Origin of the sequence: Micromonospora sp. GCM10011542 (genome assembly GCF_042650685.1) — a bacterium.
Taxonomy (GTDB): domain Bacteria; phylum Actinomycetota; class Actinomycetes; order Mycobacteriales; family Micromonosporaceae; genus Micromonospora.
In genome coordinates, this window is the sequence record NZ_JBHSBO010000049.1 from 1 (window position 1) to 18,480 (window position 18,480).

The window sequence follows — 18,480 nt, forward strand, 5'->3', positions numbered from 1 at the left end:
CCCTGGCACGACCCCTCATCTCATGAGAGCCCACCCCGTTGCAACAACCACTTGAGGCCAAGGGGCTCGGATACCCCGATATCACTGATGTCGAGTCGATCAAGCCCGATCCGGGCCGGAGTGCGCCCGGCAGAGCCGCCCCGGCGGTGGCCGGTGGCGCAGCCGGCGGGAGACCTGCGAGCCATGGGTCTGCACGGTCGGCGCGGAGCTGGTGGATGTCAGTCGCGGGTCTGCATGTCGGCGCGGAGACCGCGCAGCAGGTCGCCGGCCGCGGTGATCGAGCGGCCCGGGAACATGGCCATCACCACGCTGCCGTGGTCGGCCCAGCCGCACACCGCGAAGTCGCCGCCCTCGCCGCTGGTGCTGCCGCACTTCATCACGCCGCCCAGGTCGCCCGCGGGCACCTCACGCAGGCCGGTCACCGCGCCGGTCTCGTCGGACATCAGGCCGAAGAGGGTGTCCAGGTCCCGCTCCGGCTGCCAGAGCAGGGTGGTGCCGCCGAAGATCAGCACTGAACGCTTGTCGTCGGCGGGATCCCGGTAGACGGTGCCGAAGCTGCGGTCCAATTCGATGTCGGCGGCCAGGCCGCTGCGCAGGTAGTCGGCGGTGCTTTTGGCCCGCTCGCTGTCGTCGCGGGTCAATCCGGCGGCCTGGGCGGGCGCGGTCACCCGGGTGTCCTTCTGCTGCGCCACCCGCCACCCGACGACGCCCAACACACCCGCCCCGACGAGGCCGACCACCAGCGCCGTGGTCCAGGCGATCCGACTGCGCCGGGACCGGGGCGCCCGCCCCTCGGAGTCGCTCTCGGGGTCCCGGTTGCTCAACTGGATCGGCTCGTCGGTCAGTTCGACCGGCTCGCGACCGCCGTCGAGCGATCGCTCGGTGAGATGTGCGTCGGACATAGCCGACACCGTACGCGAATGGCAGGTGGCGCACGTCGGGTCCGGTGAAGCCCTCCGTAGACTTTCTCGGGTGACCGACAGACTCGACGCCCGACGCCCCGACGCCCCCACCCTGGCCGGCCAGTACCAGCCCGGCGAGGTAGAGCAGCGACGGTACGAGCAGTGGGTAGCCGCCGGGCACTTCCGGGCCTCCGCCGAGAGCGACAAGCCCCCGTTCACCATCGTCATCCCGCCGCCGAACGTCACCGGTTCCCTGCACATGGGCCACGCGTTCGAGCACACGCTCATGGACGCGTTGACCCGCCGCAAGCGGATGCAGGGCTTCGAGGCGCTCTGGCTGCCCGGCATGGACCACGCCGGCATCGCCACCCAGAACCTGGTCGAGCGCCAGCTCGCCAGCCAGGGGCTGTCCCGGCACGATCTGGGCCGCGAGAAGTTCGTCGAGCGGGTCTGGCAGTGGAAGGCCGAGTCCGGTGGCGCCATCCTCGGCCAGATGCGGCGCCTCGGCGACTCGGTCGACTGGGACCGTGAGCGCTTCACCATGGACGAGGGCCTGTCCCGCGCGGTGCAGACCATCTTCAAGAAGCTCTTCGACGACGGCCTCATCTACCGCGCCAACCGGATCATCAACTGGTGCCCGCGCTGCCTGACCGCGCTCTCCGACATCGAGGTCGAGCACACCGACGACGACGGTGAGCTGATCTCCATCCGGTACAGCGACGAGGTCGTGGTGGCCACCACCCGGGCCGAGACGATGCTCGGTGACACCGCGGTCGCGGTGCACCCGGACGACGAGCGGTACCAGCACCTGATCGGCACCGAGGTGGAGCTGCCGCTGACCGGCCGCCGTATCCCGATCGTCGCGGACGCGCACGTCGACCCGTCCTTCGGCACCGGCATGGTCAAGGTGACGCCGGCCCACGACCCGAACGACTTTGAGATCGGCCAGCGGCACGGCCTGCCCGCGCTGACCGTGATGGACGAGCGCGGCGTGATCACCGTGCCCGGCCCGTTCGAGGGGCTGGACCGGTTCGAGGCACGGCCGGCGATCGTGGCGGCGCTGCGGGAGCAGGGCCGGATCGTCGCCGAGAAGCGGCCGTACGTGCACGCGGTCGGGCACTGCTCGCGGTGCAAGACGACCGTGGAGCCGCGGCTGTCGCTGCAGTGGTTCGTCAATACCGCCCCGCTCGCGCAGGCCGCCGGCGACGCCGTGCGTGACGGCCGGGTGCGCATCGAGCCGGCCGAGCTGGCCAAGCGCTACTTCGCGTGGGTCGACAACATGCACGACTGGTGCATCTCCCGGCAGCTGTGGTGGGGTCACCGGATCCCGGTCTGGTACGGCCCGCAGGGCGAGATCGTCTGCGTCGGCCCGGACGAGCAGCCGCCGACCGGGGACGGCTGGCACCAGGACGAGGACGTGCTCGACACCTGGTTCTCCAGCGGCCTGTGGCCGTTCTCCACGCTGGGCTGGCCGGAGCAGACCCCGGAACTGGCGAAGTTCTACCCGACCAGCGTGCTCGTCACCGGGTACGACATCCTGTTCTTCTGGGTCGCCCGGATGATGATGTTCGGCCTGTACGCGATGGACGGCGAGCCACCGTTCGACGTGGTGGCCCTGCACGGCATGGTCCGCGACGAGCACGGCAAGAAGATGTCGAAGTCGTTCGGCAACGTGGTCGACCCGCTGGACTGGATCGACCGGTTCGGCGCCGACGCCACCCGGTTCACCCTGGCTCGCGGCGCCAACCCGGGGCAGGACGTGCCGGTCAGCGAGGAGTGGTGCCAGGGCTCGCGCAACTTCTGCAACAAGCTCTGGAACGCCACCCGGTTCGCCCTGCTGAACGGGGCGCACACCAACGGCGACCTGCCCGCCGCCGAGCAGCTCTCGACCGTCGACCGGTGGATCCTGTCCCGGCTGGCGCACGTCACCGCAGAGGTGGACGAGCAGTTCGAGGCGTACGAGTTCGCCAAGGTGTGTGACCTGCTCTACCACTTCGCCTGGGACGACGTCTGCGACTGGTACGTCGAGCTGAGCAAGCCGGTGCTCGCCGAGGGCGGCGAGCGGGCCGAGGCCACCCGGCGGGTGCTCGGGCACGTGCTGGACCAGCTGCTGCGGCTGCTGCACCCGGTCATCCCGTTCGTCACCGAGGAGCTGTGGCTGGCGCTGACCGGCGGCGAGACGGTGATGACCGCGGCCTGGCCGGTGGCCGACCGGGCGCTGGTCGACGACGCCGCCGAGGCCGAGTTGGCCACCGTGCAGCGGGTCGTCACCGAGATCCGCCGCTTCCGCTCCGACCAGGGGCTGCGCCCGACGCAGCGGGTGGCCGCCCGCCTCGACGGGCTGAGCGGCGCCGGCATCGCGGCCCACGAGCCGCTGATCCGTTCGCTGGTCCGGCTGGACCCGGCCGCGGGCGACTTCCAGGCCAGCGCCACGCTGGCCATGCCCGGTGCGGTGGGTGTCGCGTTGGACACCCGGGGGTCGATCGACGTGGCCGCCGAGCGGGCCCGGCTGACCAAGGACCGCGCCGCCGCCGAGAAGGAGGTCGTGCAGGCCCGCGCCAAGCTGGACAACCCAGCCTTCGTCGGTAAGGCCCCGGAGCCGGTGGTTGCCAAGATCCGCGACCGGCTGGCCGTGGCCGAGGCCGACCTGGTTCGCATCGACGCCGCTCTGGAGGCGCTGCCCTCGTGACCGACCGCACCGATTTCGCCGCCGTCGAGGCGGAGCTCGCCGCCCGCGGCTTCACCCGCATGGCCTTCGAGCTGGACCGCATCGAGTCCCTGCTCGACCTGCTCGGCAGCCCGCAGCGGGCCTATCCGTCGATCCACCTGACCGGCACCAACGGCAAGACCTCCACGGCGCGGATGATCGACTCGCTGCTGCGGGCCTTCGGGCTGCACACCGGCCGGTACACGAGCCCGCACCTGGAGACCGTCCGGGAGCGGATCAGCCTGGATGGCGAGCCGGTCAGCGAGGAGCGGTTCGCCGCGGTGTACCGGGAGGTCAAACCGCTGGCCGAGCTGGTCGACGCGCGGTCCGACGAGCCGCTGACGTACTTCGACATGACCACCGCGCTGGCGTTCGCCACGTTCGCCGACGCACCGGTCGACATCGCCGTGGTGGAGGTGGGCCTCGGCGGCGCCGAGGACGCCACCAACGTCATCCAGGCCGGGGTCTGCGTGATCACCCCGATCGGTCTGGACCACACCGAGTGGCTCGGCGACACGATCCAGGACATCGCGCTGGCCAAGGCCGGCATCATCCATCCGGGCGCCACCGTGATCTCGGCCGCGCAGGAGGAGGAGGCGGCCCGTCCGCTGCTGGAACGCTGCGCCGAGGTGGGCGCGACCATCGCCCGCGAGGGCGCCGAGTTCGGCGTCCTGAGTCGGGCCATCGCGGTCGGCGGCCAGGTGCTCACCCTGCAGGGGCTGGGCGGCGTCTACGACGAGGTGTTCATCCCGCTGCACGGCGCGCACCAGGCGCAGAACGCGGCCGTGGCGCTCGCCGCCGTCGAGGCGTTCCTCGGTGCCGGGACGCACCGGCAGCTCGACATCGAGGCGGTGCGGGAGGGCTTCGCGGCGACCAGTTCCCCGGGCCGGTTGGAGCGGGTACGCAACGCCCCGACCGTGCTGCTCGACGGCGCGCACAACCCGCACGGCATGGCCGCGACCGTCACCGCGCTTCAGGAGGAGTTCGCGTTCAGCAAGCTGGTGGCGGTGCTGGGCGTGCTCGCCGACAAGGACGCGGCCAGCCTGCTGGAGCTGCTGGAGCCGGTGGTCGACCAGGTGGTCGTGACCACCAACTCGTCGCCGCGGGCGATGCCTGCGACGGAACTCGCCGCGCTGGCCGCCGAGGTCTTCGGGGAGGACCGCGTCGAGGTGGCCGAGGAGATGCCGGACGCGATCGAGCTGGCGGTGGCGCTGGCCGAGGAGGACGTCCCGGGTGAGCTGAGCGGGGTCGGGGTGTTGATCACTGGTTCGGTGGTGACGGTGGCCGACGCGCGTCGGTTGCTGAAGCGATGACCGACCCGGAGCGCGACCCCCGAACCACCGACATCCCGACCGGTCCGGCGGTCGGCGAACCGGCAGCCGGGTCACCGGTAGGGCAACCGGCGGCCGTGTCGCCGGCGGACGGTAGCGGGTCACCGGCCGACCAGCCGGGTGGCGGGTCGCCGGCCGAGCAGCCCGGTGGCGGGTCGCCGGCCGAGCAGCCCGGTGGCGGGTCGCCGGTGGGGCAGCGGCGACGGTCCGGGCTGCGCGACCCCGAGCGGGCGGTACGCGGCCTGGGCGCGGGGACGCTCAGCCTGGAGGCGCTGGTGCTGCTGCTGGCGATCCAGCCGATCCGGGTGGTCGGGGGCGATCTGAGCGGCGCCGCGATCGGGGCGGTGGTGGCACTCGCCGTGGCCGCCGTGGTGGTGGCCGGAATGATGCGCCGGTCCTGGGCCTGGCACGTCGGCACGGTGCTGCAGGGCCTGCTGATGCTGGCCGGGCTGCTGCACTGGTCACTGCTCGCGCTGGGGATCATCTTTGCCCTGGTTTGGGCGTACGCGCTGCACGTCCGCCGGGTCATCCTCGGCTGACGCGCGGGCACGTCGGGGAGGGCGGGGACGGTCAGGCGTCAGCGCGTTCGCGCCACTGGGTGAGGGCGATGCCGTGCCCGTCCGGGTCGCGGAATGCCGCGGCCCACCCCTCCAGCCGGGTGCCCCGGTTGACGACCCGGGGGGCGTAGGTGAACCGCACCCCCGACCCGCGCAGCCGCTCGTACGCCGCCTCGATGTCGGCGACCTCCAGGTTGACGTGCACCAGCCGGCGGCTGATCGGCGCGGCCTCGGTCACCTCGCGCAGCACGAGCCGGGTCGTGCCGGAGGCGAGCACGGCGTTGCCCCTGCCCCGGTCGACCTCGGTGAAGCCCAGCATGTCCCGGTAGAAGTGCAGCGACCGGGACAGGTCGGTGACCAGCACGGTGAGACCGATGCCGCTGATCGGCGCCGCCGGATCGGGTGCGGCCTCCGGGTCGTACCCGAAGAACGCCTGGTCCAGTTCCTCGGCGCTGACCGCCTCCCGCTCCGCCCGGGCCGGGGACGGGTCGTCCAGCGGCAGGTCGAGTGGGTCCAGCGGATCCATCACCGGCCGGTCGAACGGGTCGCCGGGCCGGTCGAAGCGCTCCCCGAAGGGCGGCTCGAAGCGCTCGGCGGCGGGGGCGTCGAAGTACTCCTCGGCGGGTGGCCGGGGCGCCGGGGTGGCCCGCTGCGGCAGTTGGCCACCGTCGACCGGCTGCTCGACGACGACGCCCTCCAGCACCATCCGGCCGCTCGCGCTCTGGTGCATCACGATCGGCTCGCGCTCCTCGACCGGGGCGCCCGGGTCGTCGCGCAGCGGGTCGGGACGCAACGGATCGGAGCGCAGCGGGTCGGAGCGCAGTGGGTCGGTGTCGAGCGGGTCGCGGAAGTCGTCGTCGGGCGCGCGGTCGGCCCACGGCGGGGCGTCCTGCTGGATCAGCACCTCGTCCAGCGGCTCGGCGCCGGCGTACTCGGGGGGGAGGTCGGCCACCGCGGCGGCGGTCTCGGCGTGGGTGGGCACCTCGTCCCAGAGCACCTTGACGTGCCGCTGGTCGTCGATCGCGACCCGGATCGGCAGGGTCTGCCCCAGCGACGGCCACTTGGACACCGGCACCCGGGGCTCGATGATCTTCTTCGACCGGGGCGGAAGCCCCGGCGCGTCGATCACCAGTTGCAGCTCGCAGCGGCCGAAGGCGTACTGCGTCGGTGGTTCGGAGGCGCTGTGCACGTGGCCCACGCCGACGACCCAGGTGCGCCCGCCGCCGCGCACGGTGGCCAGCGCGATCGCCAGCACCAGCAGGGCCACCCCCAGCGCCACGATGGCCCAGCTGGTCATGCCCAGCCCGAAGAGGACGACGAAGGTGGCCACGGTGCCCAGCACCGCGCCGATCAGCTTGCGTACCGGCGCGATGGGCCGGTTCCCGCCATTCGCCACTGTGGACCTCCCGGGGTCAGGGCCAGGCTAGGCCGGATGGGCCACCGGGGGAAAGACCGGCCGCCGCGCCGGCGCCGGGACCGGGTCGCTACGCTGACGGTACCGAGCCCGACCGCTTCCCGCGCACAGGAGGAACCCAGCGTGTCCAGCAACAGCCCGGATGAGCGCACCCTCGTCCTGATCAAGCCCGACGCGGTCCGCCGCGGCCTGGTCGGCGAGGTCCTCTCCCGCTTCGAGCGCAAGGGGCTGCGGATCGACGCGATGGTGTGCCGGACGATGGACGCGGCGCTCGCCGACGAGCACTACGCCGAGCACGTGGACAAGGCGTTCTACCCGCCGCTGAAGGACTTCATGACCGGCGGCCCGCTGGTCGCCCTGGTGCTCTCCGGCGACCAGGTCATCGACGTGGTCCGTGGGCTGGTCGGCGCGACCGACGGGCGCAGGGCCGCCGCCGGCACCATCCGCGGCGACCTCTCGCTGTCCAACCGGGAGAACCTGGTGCACGCCTCCGACTCACCGGACAGCGCCAAGCGCGAGATCGCGCTCTGGTTCCCCGAGCTGGGCTGAGCCGCACCGCCGACGCTCACCCGGTCGGCGGCATCTTCTCCGGGTTGCCGACGACGTAGATTCCGGTGATCCGACCGTCGGCCACCGCGAGGGTCAGCGTGTACCGGTCGCCGTCCGCGCGGGTGAGCAAAGCTGCGGGTTCCGCGTTCAACTCCACCCGGCGCACCGTCCACTGGCGGTCCGGGCCGTAGATACCGGCGAAGAACCGGGCGACGCGGTCCGCGCCCGTGACCGGGTTGCGGGCGGCCCGTACCCGCCCACCGCCGTCGTTCCAGGCGGTGACGTCCGTGGCCACCAGGCGCTTCAAGGTCGCCAGGTCCCCGTCGCGGGCGGCGGCCAGGAAGGCGTCCAGCAGGCGCTCCTGCTCCGGCCGGCTGGCGGTGAACCGGCGCTGGTCCTGGTGCACCCGGGCCGCGGCCCGGTGGTGCAACTGGCGGCAGTCCTCCGGGGTCCGGTCGAGGATCTCGGCGATCTCGGAGTACGGCAGGTCGAACGCGGTGTGCAGGACGTACACCGCGCGCTCCGGCGGGGTGAGTCGCTCCAGCACGTGCAGCAGCGCGGTGGACAGCGAGTCGCGCAGCTCCGCGCGGTCCAACGGCCCGAACGGCGATGGCGCGGTCTGCACCGGCTCCGGCAGCCACGTCCCCACGTACGTCTCGCGGGCCGCCTGCCGGGCCCGCAGCCGGTCCAGGGCCAGGCGGGTGACCACCCGGGACAGGTACTTCCGCGGCTCCTGCACCGTCGACCGGTCCACGCCGAGCCAGCGCAGGTAGGCCTCCTGGAGCACGTCCTCCGCGTCGTGTCGGCTGCCGAGCAGGCGGTACGCGAGCCCGAGCAGCATCGGCCGGTGCGCCTCGAGCGCACCGGCCGCCTCTGCCGCCTCGGTCGTCACACCTGTGCCGGGGGCTCCGTGTGCGTCGTCACGGCGATTCGGTTCCACACGTTGATTGTGGCGATCGCGATGACCAGATCGGCCAGTTCCTTCTCCGACCAGACCTTCGCGGCGGCGTCCCACACCTCGTCCGGCACTCCGTGCTCGCCGAGCCGGGTCACCGCGTCGGTGAGCGCCAGCGCGGTCCGCTCCCGCTCGTCGAAGAACGACGGCGCCTCCCGCCAGGCGGCCACCGCGAACAGCCGCCGGCTCGACTCGCCGGCCGCGAGGGCGTCCCGGCTGTGCATGTCCACGCAGAACGCGCAGCCGTTGATCATCGACGCCCGCAGCTTGATCAGCTCCAGGACGGTCTGGTCCACGTTCGCCTGGACGTACTTCTCCAGACCCAGCACGGCCTTGTACCCCTGCGGCGCCACCTCGGCCGCGTTCATGCGCTGCATGACTACCTCCTTGATTGGTCCGACACCGACACGACGAACCGACCGGGGTGCGGCGTGACAACGGCGGCTGTGACTCCGGTCATGCCGACCCGCGGGACCGGTCAGAGGGTGTCCAGGGACGCTCGGCGGCGGGATTCGGCCTCGAAGACCCTGAGCAGGAGGGCCGCCAGGACCGCGTAGGCCGCGCCGATGGCGAGTTCGGCGGCGAGTTGCGGGGCGACGGCGCGGAAGCCGTCGCCCGCGGCGAGCCGGCGGGCGGCCTCGGCGGCGTGGGTGATCGGTAGCAGCTCCCCGGTGACCCGCATCCAGGCCGGCAGCTCGGCGGGGGGCACGTTGACCCCGGTGAGCAGGAGCAGCAGCGCCACCGAGACGTTGGAGACCACCCAGACGTCGCGGAACCGCAGCCCGAGCGCGCCCAGGGTGAGACCGAAGAAGCCGCAGGCCAGCGACGCCACCGCCAGGGTCAGCAGGAGTGCGGGCAGGTCCTCGACGGGCACCCGCAGGCCGAGCAGGAGCGAGCCGACGGTGAGCGTGCTCACCGCGATGAGCAGGCCGTTGCCGGCGTACGGGAGGGCGCGGCCGAGGAACACCGCGGTCCGGCTGCGCGGCGACATCAGCACGTGGCCGAGGGTGCCGTAGCGCCGTTCGTTGGCGACTGCCATGGTGCCGCCGAAGACGCAGGAGAGCGAGGCGGCGAGCACCGCGTTGCCGACGATGTAGAACCGGTCGTCGGCTACGCCGAGCTGCCGGCCCAGGTAGGCGAAGAAGAGCAGTTGGAAGATCGGGCCGACCAGCAGCGAACCGACGAACATCGCCGGGGTGGTCCAGTTGAACAGGGCCCGGTAGGCGATCACGCCGCCCACGCCGATCAGCCGGAAGAGTGCCGTCATCGTCGTCTCCTCAGGCCAGGGCGAGGGTCGCCGCGGCGCGGGCCCGTCGCTCGACGTGGGTCATCATCAACGCGCCCGCGGCCAGGCAGCCGAGGCTGATCGCCAGGCAGATGCCGAGCGAGGGCCAGACCGGCCCGCCGGTGGCCGCCTCGCGGACCGCGCGGGCGCCCCAGGTGGTGGGCAGGACGGCGGCGATCGGGCCGGTCCAGCCGGGCAGCGCGGTGATCGGCACGAGCATCCCGGAGACCAGCCAGATCGGGTACTCCAGCGTGTTGGTCAGCGCGTTGGCGTTGCGCAGCAGCACGAAGGTGGAGGCGAGCAGCAGACCGAACATGCCCAGGCCGATGACGCAGCCGGGCACGGCCACCAGGAAGAGCAGCGGGTGGGCGAAGTGCAGCGGGATGCCGTACAGCACCCGCCCCCAGAGCAGCGTGGTGAGCATGGCGTACGTGCCGGTGAGCGCGGTGGCCAGCGTGATCGGCAGGACCACCAGGGCCGGCGGCCGGGGCGCCAACATGATCATCTCCAGGGTGCCCTGCCAGCGCTGGTTCTGGATGGCGCCGCCGGAGCCGAAGAGCACCGACGTCCAGACCCCCATCAGGCCGGCACCCACCGCGGCCTCCAGCAGCCGGCCCGGCTCGCCGCCGGCCCGGAACAGGTAGACCGCCAGGGTCGCCTGCACCACCGGAACGACCAGCGCGGTGGCGATCTCGAACGGCGACCGGCTGAGCTGCTTGGCGTGCAGCAGCGCGCCGAGCGCGATCATTCGCAGCGTCCTCACCCGGCCACCGCCTCGACCGGGCGGGCCTGCGCGTCGACCCGGTTCACGATCGCCACGTACGCGTCCTCCAGGGTGGGCTGGCGGGCGGTGACCCGACCCAGCCGGACCCCGTCCAGCGCCCGCAGCACGTCCGCCTGCACGTCCACCCCCGCGTCGGACTGCACGGTCAGCACCTGCGCCGCCCCGATGACGGTCACGCTCGCCTCCCGTACGCCGGGCAGGGCGTGGATCACGGCGAGCTGGGCGTCACCCACCCCGTACGCCTCCACCTCCAGCACCTGCCGGCCGTCGGCGTGGTGCCGCAGCTCGGCGGGGGTGCCGAGGGCCTGGATCGTGCCGTTCGCGATGACCGCGATCCGGCCACACAGCTCGTCCGCCTCGGCCATGTAGTGCGTGGTGAGCAGCACGGTGGTGCCGGTGGCGGCCAGCTCGGCGACGGTCTGCCGCAGCTCCCGGGCGGCCACCGGGTCCACCCCGATCGAGGGTTCGTCGAGGAAGAGCACCTGCGGGCGGTGCAGCAAGCCGCGGGCGATGTGCAGCCGCTGCCGCATACCCCGGGAGTAGCCCTCCACCCGCTCGTTCTCCCGGCCGGTCAGCCGGACCAGCTCCAGCAGCTCGGCGATCCGCGCCTTCTGCTCCCGCCCCGGCACCCCGTACAGCTCGGCGAAGTAGCGCAGGTTGTCCCGGGCGGAGAGCCGGTCGTACAGGCCGCGGTCACCGCCGAAGACGTACCCGATCCGCCGGCGTACCTCCCGGGTCTGCCGGACCACGTCGAAGCCGCAGATCCGGGCCTCGCCGGCGGTCGGGATGAGCAGCGTGTTCAGCATCTTGATGGTCGTCGTCTTGCCAGCGCCGTTCGGTCCGAGCAGGCCGAACAGCTCCCCGTTGCCGACCGTCAGGTCGACGCCGCGGACCGCTTCCACCTCCCGGCGCTGGGGTCGTAACCAACCCGTACGGCTGCGGTAGGCGCGGCGCAGCCCCGCCGCCTCGATCGCGTACTCGCTCATGGCGGGGAGGCTAGGAGCAGCGGGGCGGGGAGGAAACGAATTCGGATCGGGCCGAATGCTCAGGCCGAGGCGGTCACCGGCTCGTCTCCGACGAGCTGGACCAGGGCGACACCGGCGGGTTCCAGGCCGTAGAGCACCCGCCGGCCGATCCGGCGGCGGTGCACCACCCCGGCCGTGAGCAGCGCGGCGAGCTGCTCGGAGACGGTGCTCGGGGCCAGCCCGAGGGTGGCGGCGAGGCCGGCGGTGGTCGCCGGGCGGGTCAGCGCCCGCAGGACCGCTGCCCGTCCGCGCCCGACCAGGACCGCCAGGCGGTCGGTCGCCGGGTTTGCCGGCGGGGCACCGGCGGCCGGCCGATCCGCCAGCAGGACCGCGCCCCGGGCCTGGTACGAGACCGCGATGACCTCGGGATGGTCGGTGGAGTAGGTCAGCGCGCCCCGGGAGAAGATCAGCGGGATCAGCAGCAGCCGCTGGTCGACCACGGCGAAGCGGTCGTCGAAGGGCTTGACCAGGGTCAGCACCGGCTTCTCCCAGCGCACCCGCTCGTGCAGGTCGGCCAGCAGCGCGTCCGGGCCGTCGGCGGCGAGCGCTCGGGCCCGGTGCAGCACCTCCTCGTCCAACGCCGCGCGCATCGCCGGCCACCACGGGGCGATCGCCGCGTCCCAGTACGCCTGCAGGCCGTCGGCGAGCCGGTCCAGGGCGGCCTGCCGGTCGGTGAGGAATGGGCGCAGCCACGCGGGCACGTCGTCGGGCCGGTGGTAGCGGGGGATCTGCTCGGCGATCACCTCGGCGGGCGTCGCGCGGAGCACGGCCAGTTCCTCGGCGATGGTCGGACTCGCCGTGGGCGGCACCGGGCCGAGGAAGTCGGGGTACCAGGGGCCGGTCTGGGCGTAGAGCCGCGCCGGAGCCGCCTCGGGCAACTCGGCGAGCACCCTACGGGCGTGCCGGGCCCAGCTCGTGTACGGCCAGGGTGCCTCGTCCGGGTACCGGTCGAGCAGATAGAGGCTGCACTTGGTCTCCCAGAGCGGGCTGGTCGCGATCCGGGTGCGGGCCAGCGTCGGCTCGTCCAACTCGATCCGGATCACCCGGTGAGCCTAGTCCGGTGGCGGGGCGCCCCCGAATGTTAGGAAGGGACCCTTGTACAACGCGAGGCGTTAAGAAGGGGCCCTTCCTTGCGCGCCCGTTACTCGGCGGCGGGCCGCTGGGCGGATCGAGTATCGTTGAGCACCGTAAGGCGATGACCCGGCCATCACCGGTGAGCCTCCGGAAGAACAGCCGGGCAACCGGCCCAGTAGAACCGGACGGGTCCGGCCCGTCACAGCCGGCCAATGAGCGGGCGGTCGCACCTTGACCGCCAAGCGGGGTGGTACCGCGGGCCTGACCCGGAACGCCGGACGGCGTACCGGAAAGGGTTCGTCCTCGCAGACCACAGATGAGTGAGCTGCGCGAGGAGAGCGACCCCCGATGGCCTATCCGTTGCACGACCCGACCGCCGCCGGTGTCCCGGCGAGCCCGGACCTGCCCGCGGTCGAGCGCCGGGTGCTGGAGCACTGGACGGCCGACAAGACCTTCGAGGCGTCGGTGGAGGCCCGTCCGGCCGGCGACGACGGCAAGAACGAGTACGTCTTCTACGACGGCCCGCCCTTCGCCAACGGCCTGCCGCACTACGGGCACCTCTTCACCGGGTACGTCAAGGACGTGGTGCCGCGCTACCAGACGATGCGCGGGCGGCACGTCGAGCGGCGCTTCGGCTGGGACTGCCACGGCCTGCCCGCCGAGGTGGTGGCCGAGAAGCAGCTCGGCATCACCAGCAAGGCGGAGATCATCGACCTGGGCGTGGCCCGGTTCAACGAGGCGTGCCGCACCTCGGTGCTGGAGTTCACCCAGGACTGGGAGCGGTACATCAACCGGCAGGCCCGGTGGGTCGACTTCGCCAACGACTACAAGACCCTCGACCTGGACTACATGGAAAGCGTCATGTGGGCCTTCAAGACCCTGCACGACAAGGGTCTGATCTACGAGGGCTTCCGGGTGCTGGCGTACTGCTGGCGCTGCGAGACGCCGCTGTCGAACACCGAGACCCGGATGGACGACGTCTACCGGGACCGGCACGACCCGACGCTGTCGGTGTGGTTCGGCCTGACCGCCGACGAGTCCGCCCCGGAGCTGGTGCGCGGCGAGGTGAAGCTCGGCGTCTGGACCACCACGCCGTGGACCCTGCCGTCGAACCTGGCGCTCGCCGTCGGCCCCGACATCGAGTACGCCGTGCTGGAACGCGACGGCGAGCGGTACGTGGTGGGCGCGGCGCGGCTGGCCGCGTACGCCAAGGAGCTGGAGGGCTACGAGCAGGTCGGCACGGTGTACGGCCGCGACCTGGTCGGACGCCGCTACACCCCGCTGTTCGACTTCCTCGTCGAGCAGGCCGGCGAGAACGCGTACCAGGTGCTCGGCGCGGAGTTCGTCACCACCGAGGACGGCACCGGGATCGTGCACCTCGCCCCGGCCTTCGGCGAGGACGACCAGAACGTCTGCAACGCCGCCGGCATCCCCACCATCGTCACGGTGGACGACCACACCCGGTTCACCGCGTTGGTCCCGCCGTACCAGGGCGAGCAGGTCTTCGACGTCAACAAGCCGGTGATCCGGGAGCTCAAGGAGCGGGGGGTGGTGCTCCGGCAGGACACCTACACCCACTCGTACCCGCACTGCTGGCGCTGCGACACCCCGCTGGTCTACAAGGCGGTGTCGTCGTGGTTCGTCGCCGTGACGCAGTTCCGGGACCGGATGGTCGAGCTGAACCAGCAGATCAACTGGACCCCGGGGCACATCAAGGACGGCTCGTTCGGCAAGTGGCTGGCCAACGCCCGGGACTGGTCGATCAGCCGCAACCGGTTCTGGGGCTCGCCGATCCCGGTGTGGAAGTCCGACGACCCGAACTACCCGCGTCTGGACGTGTACGGCTCACTGGCCGACATCGAGCGGGACTTCGGCGTACGCCTGACCGACCTGCACCGGCCGGCGGTGGACGACCTGGTCCGACCCAACCCGGACGACCCGACCGGTCAGTCGATGATGCGCCGGGTGCCGGAGGTGCTGGACTGCTGGTTCGAGTCCGGGTCGATGCCGTTCGCCCAGGTGCACTACCCGTTCGAGAACGCCGACTGGTTCGAGCACCACTACCCGGGCGACTTCATCGTCGAGTACATCGGGCAGACCCGCGGCTGGTTCTACACCATGCACGTGCTGGCCACCGCGCTGTTCGACCGGCCGGCGTTCCGCAACTGCCTGAGCCACGGCATCCTGCTCGGCTCGGACGGGCGCAAGATGTCCAAGAGCCTGCGCAACTACCCGGACGTCTACCACGTCTTCGACGCGTACGGCTCGGACGCCATGCGCTGGATGCTGATGTCCTCGCCGGTGCTGCGCGGCGGCGACATGGCGGTCACCGAGACGCTCATCCGCGATGCCGTCCGGCAGGTGCTGCTGCCACTGTGGAACGTCTGGTACTTCTTCTCGCTCTACGCCAACGCCGACGGGTACTCCGCGCGACGCCGCGCGGACTCCACGCACCTGCTGGACCGGTACGTGCTGGCCAAGACGAACGAGCTGGTGTCGACCGTCGGCGCGCAGATGGAGACGTACGACATCTCCGGCGCCTGCGCCACCGTCCGGTCCTACCTGGACGCGCTGACCAACTGGTACGTGCGCCGCTCCCGGGACCGGTTCTGGTCGGGTGACCAGGACGCGTTCGACACGCTGTGGACGGTGCTGGAGACGCTCTGCCGGGTGGTGGCGCCGCTGGCGCCGCTGACGGCGGAGGAGATCTGGCGCGGGCTCACCGGTGAGCGGTCGGTGCACCTGACCGACTGGCCGTCGGCGGAGGAGTTCCCGGCCGACCACGAGCTGGTGGCGGCGATGGACAACGTGCGGGCGGTCGCCTCGGCGGCGCTGTCGCTGCGCAAGGCCAAGGGGCTGCGGGTACGACTGCCGCTGTCCAAGCTGACCGTCGCCTCACCGGTGGCCGAGCAGCTGCGCCCGTTCGCCGACCTGGTCGCCGACGAGGTCAACGTGAAAACGGTGGAGTTCAGCGCGGAGCTGTCCGAGTACTGCCAGCAGGTGCTGACCGTGGTGCCCCGCGCGCTGGGCCCGCGCGTCGGCAAGCAGGTGCAGCAGGTGATCAAGGCGGTCAAGGCGGGGGAGTGGGAGCTGGTCGACGGCGCCCCGGTCGCCGCCGGCGTCACCCTGGCCGAGGGCGAGTACGAGCTGCGCCTGGTCGCCGCCGACGCCGAGCACTCCGCGCCGCTGCCCGGCGGCGAGGGCGTCGTCGTGCTGGACACCGAGGTCACCCCGGAGCTGGCCGCCGAGGGGCTGGCCCGCGACGTGGTCCGGGTGGTGCAGCAGGCCCGCCGCGACGCCGACCTGGACGTCTCGGACCGGATCGTGGTGTCGGTGTCGGCCTCCGAGGAGGTGCGGGCGGCGGTGTCGGCGTTCACCGACTTCGTGGCCCGCGAGGTGCTGGCCGACTCCGTCGACTTCGCCGAGGGTGTGGACGGCTTCGTCGGCGAGGTCGGCGAGGGCGACCGGGTGACGGTCGTCGTCCGCCGGGTATGAGGTGAGTGCCGGGGACGGGCGGGCGTTGGCCCGTCCGTCCCCGGGACGTCCACCCCTCGGCCGATCGGCTGCCCGGGACGCCCGGCCACCCGGTCCGGGCCCCGGGCGGGCGTCGGCTAACGTGACACCGCCTGTTCACGTACGACCGCCGGAGGACCAGTGCCCCTGCTCTACACCATCGGCAAGCTCACCGTGGCGCCCACGCTGCGGTTGGCGTTCCGCCCGACCGTGGAGGGGCTGGAGCACGTGCCGGAGACCGGTGGCGCTATCTTCGCCGGCAACCATCTGTCGGTGGCCGATGAGCTGTTCCTCGGCACCGTGGTGCCCCGGCACCTGGCGTTCTGGGCGAAGTCCGAGTACTTCAACGGCACCGGCGTGAAGGGCGCGATCTCCAAGTTCGTCCTCACCGGTCTGGGTGCCATCCCGGTGGAGCGGGCCGGCGGGCGGGCGGCGCTGTCCGCGTTCGACGCCGCCATCCCGGCGCTCAAGGGCGGCGACCTGGTGGTCGTCTACCCGGAGGGCACCCGCTCCCCGGACGGCCGGCTCTACCGAGGACGGACCGGCGCGGCCCGGCTGGCGCTGGCCGCCGGCGTGCCGATCATTCCGGTCGGCATGATCGGCACCGAGAAGGTGCAGCCGATCGGCGCCCGGGTGCCGCGCCCCGGCGCCGGCAAGATCACCGTCCGGTTCGGCAAACCGCTGGACTTCACCGGCCGGCCGGACGACCGCACCTCGCTGCGGCAGATGACCGACGAGATGATGAGCGAGATCCAGAAGCTCACCGGCCAGGAGTACGTGCCCCGCTACGCCCCGCCGCGCGCGCACCCCGACCCGACCCGCGACGCCTGACAGCGCCGCCGCCGGGACATCTCGCCGGGGCCACCGGTTGCCCAACTCGATATGACGCAGAGGCATAGATATGACTCGGTGTCATATCGCTGTTCTCCGCACGCGCCCCCGCGCGGCCGGCCTGGCCGCCCTCGGCGGGCCGGGCGTGCCGACCGCCGGCGCCGGCACCTGACGGACCGCCGGTGCGGGTCAGCTGCGCTCGGGCTGGACGATCTGACCGCGCAGGGTTGCCAGCAGGGCGGCGCTGTCGGCGACGGAGAGTCGGGTGAACACGCCGGTGGCGATGCTGCCGTGGTCGACCGACGTGCAGACCACCACGTCCGTACCGCTCGTCCCGCCCACCGCGCAGCGCTCGTGCCGCCCCCGTACGCCGGTGTCCACCGTCTCGGACGCGTCCAGCCCGTAGCGCTCGGTGAGCCGGGTGATCTCCGCCTCCGCGTCCGCCTCCGGGTTGAGCCGGAAACCGGTGCCGCCGAACACCGTCACCGGCTTGCCGTCCGAGGTGGTGTAGACGCCGGCGAAGGTGTCCTCGGCCAGCCAGTGCGCCTGGCGTACCTCGTTCTCCAGCTCCCGGGCGGCCTCGGTGCTTCCGCCGTCCTGGCGTAGCCGCAGATCCTGCACCTGCTCGGGCAGCGCCGCGCGGGCCGGGTACTGCGCCGAGATCGGCATCCCGTAGTAGGCGGGGCAGCCGCAGCAGCAGGCCAGGGTGAGCAGCAGCAGCCACGGCCAGCGGCGCCGCCGGCGTACCGGGACCGGGACGTACCCCCGGGGGGCCTCCCAGCCCGGCGGCGGCGCCACCGGTGATGGTGCGGCGGACCGCCGGCCCCGGCGCTGCTTGGGCGGCTTGGGTGGCTTGGGCGGTGCCGTCGGCCGCACCTGTGTGGTGGGCCGGGCGGCTGGCGCGGTGGACCGCGCCGCCGGCGGCGGTGACACCGGGTACGGCCCGACCGGCGGCGCGGGCTGCGCGCCGACCGCGGGCGGCCCGGACCAGGGCCGGGTCTGCGGCGGCGCCGGGTAGGGCAGCGTGGGAGGAAGCGGAGGCAGCTCCGCGCTCGGCAGGTCCCAGCCGCCGGTGTCCGCCCCGGCCCACGGGTCGACCGGGGTACGGTGCTCCGGAGGCTCCTCCGGTCGGGGCGGCGGCAGCGGGGTCGGCTCGGCCGACTCGCCCCAGCCCCGCTTGCGCGGCGGCGGAGGCGGTACCGGCGCCGAACCACTCCACCGGGGTGCGGGAACCGGCCCGGTCGCGTCCACCGGTTGCGGCTCGTCGGCTCCCGGGCCGTCCACGGCGGGAACGGGTTCGACGGCTGTCGGCTCGACGGTCCGCGCCGGTCGGGTGTCGGCGTCCGGGGGTACGGGCGGGGGGATCGACTCGTCGGCGACCGCCGGATCCCGGTCCGGTTCCGTGCCCGGGGTGCTTCCGTCGGCCGGCCGGTCAGTGCCCGGCTGCGGCTCCGGCATCGCGGCAATCTCCTCTCGCGCCGGTCCGAGGTTAGTACCGCGTCGCCAGCGCCGCCGATCCGGTGTTGCGGCGTGCGCGCGGTCACCGCCGGGCG

At 72.7% G+C, this 18,480-nt stretch carries 15 protein-coding genes; 6 read left to right on the forward strand and 9 right to left on the reverse strand.

Translation table 11 applies throughout. The annotated features are described in order from the left end of the window. Positions 1-218: 218 nt before the first annotated feature. Positions 219-902, reverse strand: coding sequence for a hypothetical protein (locus ACFOW4_RS18040; RefSeq protein ID WP_377529160.1), 684 nt, complete (start codon positions 900-902; stop codon positions 219-221). A 70-nt stretch (positions 903-972) separates the two neighbouring features. Between ACFOW4_RS18040 and ACFOW4_RS18045 the strand changes: the two genes are divergently transcribed. The 3 genes from ACFOW4_RS18045 (at position 973) to ACFOW4_RS18055 (ending at position 5,479) form a co-directional block, all read left to right on the forward strand. Further along, complete coding sequence (locus ACFOW4_RS18045; protein ID WP_377529161.1) at positions 973-3,591, forward strand: valine--tRNA ligase; 2,619 nt, start codon at positions 973-975, stop codon at positions 3,589-3,591. Next, on the forward strand, positions 3,588-4,922 hold the full coding sequence (locus ACFOW4_RS18050; protein WP_377529163.1) for a bifunctional folylpolyglutamate synthase/dihydrofolate synthase: 1,335 nt from the start codon (positions 3,588-3,590) through the stop codon (positions 4,920-4,922). Before ACFOW4_RS18045 ends, ACFOW4_RS18050 begins: the two co-directional genes overlap by 4 nt. Before the next feature lie 95 nt (positions 4,923-5,017). Then, the gene (locus tag ACFOW4_RS18055) at positions 5,018-5,479 is read left to right on the forward strand and encodes a DUF4233 domain-containing protein (protein WP_377529262.1); all 462 of its coding nucleotides are present in this window, start codon (positions 5,018-5,020) and stop codon (positions 5,477-5,479) included. Between the two features lie 31 nt (positions 5,480-5,510). Here ACFOW4_RS18055 and ACFOW4_RS18060 read toward each other — a convergent pair whose 3' ends face one another. Beyond that, positions 5,511-6,893, reverse strand: a complete 1,383-nt coding sequence (locus ACFOW4_RS18060; protein WP_377529164.1) for a VOC family protein — start codon at positions 6,891-6,893, stop codon at positions 5,511-5,513. Positions 6,894-7,034: 141 nt separating this feature from the next. On the opposite strand from ACFOW4_RS18060, the gene ndk reads away from it, so the two are divergent. Continuing rightward, entirely contained in the window at positions 7,035-7,460 is a 426-nt protein-coding gene (ndk, locus tag ACFOW4_RS18065; protein ID WP_377529167.1) for a nucleoside-diphosphate kinase, read from the forward strand. A gap of 16 nt (positions 7,461-7,476) precedes the next feature. On the opposite strand, the gene sigJ is transcribed toward ndk, so the two are convergent. From sigJ to ACFOW4_RS18095, 6 genes are all read right to left on the reverse strand, one after another. Beyond that, positions 7,477-8,352 carry an RNA polymerase sigma factor SigJ gene (sigJ, locus tag ACFOW4_RS18070; protein ID WP_377529168.1) on the reverse strand — a complete coding sequence of 292 codons (876 nt, stop codon included), beginning with the start codon at positions 8,350-8,352 and terminating at the stop codon, positions 7,477-7,479. Beyond that, positions 8,349-8,792 (reverse strand): carboxymuconolactone decarboxylase family protein, encoded by a 444-nt coding sequence (locus ACFOW4_RS18075; RefSeq protein ID WP_377529170.1) that lies wholly within the window; start codon positions 8,790-8,792, stop codon positions 8,349-8,351. Before ACFOW4_RS18075 ends, sigJ begins: the two co-directional genes overlap by 4 nt. Before the next feature lie 101 nt (positions 8,793-8,893). After that, a complete protein-coding gene (locus tag ACFOW4_RS18080; RefSeq protein WP_377529171.1) occupies positions 8,894-9,682 on the reverse strand; it encodes an ABC transporter permease in 789 nt (262 codons plus the stop codon). A gap of 10 nt (positions 9,683-9,692) precedes the next feature. Then, on the reverse strand, positions 9,693-10,463 hold the full coding sequence (locus ACFOW4_RS18085) for an ABC transporter permease (protein WP_377529173.1): 771 nt from the start codon (positions 10,461-10,463) through the stop codon (positions 9,693-9,695). Further along, positions 10,460-11,470 carry an ATP-binding cassette domain-containing protein gene (locus ACFOW4_RS18090; RefSeq protein WP_377529175.1) on the reverse strand — a complete coding sequence of 337 codons (1,011 nt, stop codon included), beginning with the start codon at positions 11,468-11,470 and terminating at the stop codon, positions 10,460-10,462. The genes ACFOW4_RS18085 and ACFOW4_RS18090 overlap by 4 nt, the downstream gene beginning before the upstream one ends. 59 nt (positions 11,471-11,529) lie before the next feature. After that, positions 11,530-12,552, reverse strand: coding sequence for an ArsR/SmtB family transcription factor (locus ACFOW4_RS18095; protein WP_377529176.1), 1,023 nt, complete (start codon positions 12,550-12,552; stop codon positions 11,530-11,532). 379 nt (positions 12,553-12,931) lie between these two features. On the opposite strand from ACFOW4_RS18095, the gene ileS reads away from it, so the two are divergent. Beyond that, positions 12,932-16,078: an isoleucine--tRNA ligase gene (gene ileS, locus ACFOW4_RS18100; protein WP_377529179.1), complete on the forward strand. Its 3,147-nt coding sequence runs from the start codon at positions 12,932-12,934 to the stop codon at positions 16,076-16,078. A gap of 159 nt (positions 16,079-16,237) precedes the next feature. Beyond that, entirely contained in the window at positions 16,238-16,927 is a 690-nt protein-coding gene (locus tag ACFOW4_RS18105) for a lysophospholipid acyltransferase family protein (protein WP_377529181.1), read from the forward strand. Positions 16,928-17,116: 189 nt separating this feature from the next. Here ACFOW4_RS18105 and ACFOW4_RS18110 read toward each other — a convergent pair whose 3' ends face one another. Beyond that, positions 17,117-18,385 (reverse strand): hypothetical protein, encoded by a 1,269-nt coding sequence (locus ACFOW4_RS18110; protein ID WP_377529183.1) that lies wholly within the window; start codon positions 18,383-18,385, stop codon positions 17,117-17,119. Between the last annotated feature and the right edge of the window lie 95 nt (positions 18,386-18,480).

Coding starts and splice junctions, on each gene's coding strand:
- ACFOW4_RS18040 (WP_377529160.1), bottom strand. CDS start 902: ATGTCCGACGCACATCTCACCGAGCGATCGCTCGACGGCGGTCGCGAG.
- ACFOW4_RS18075 (WP_377529170.1), bottom strand. CDS start 8,792: ATGCAGCGCATGAACGCGGCCGAGGTGGCGCCGCAGGGGTACAAGGCC.
- ACFOW4_RS18080 (WP_377529171.1), bottom strand. CDS start 9,682: ATGACGGCACTCTTCCGGCTGATCGGCGTGGGCGGCGTGATCGCCTAC.
- ACFOW4_RS18090 (WP_377529175.1), bottom strand. CDS start 11,470: ATGAGCGAGTACGCGATCGAGGCGGCGGGGCTGCGCCGCGCCTACCGC.
- ileS (WP_377529179.1), top strand. CDS start 12,932: ATGGCCTATCCGTTGCACGACCCGACCGCCGCCGGTGTCCCGGCGAGC.
- ACFOW4_RS18110 (WP_377529183.1), bottom strand. CDS start 18,385: ATGCCGGAGCCGCAGCCGGGCACTGACCGGCCGGCCGACGGAAGCACC.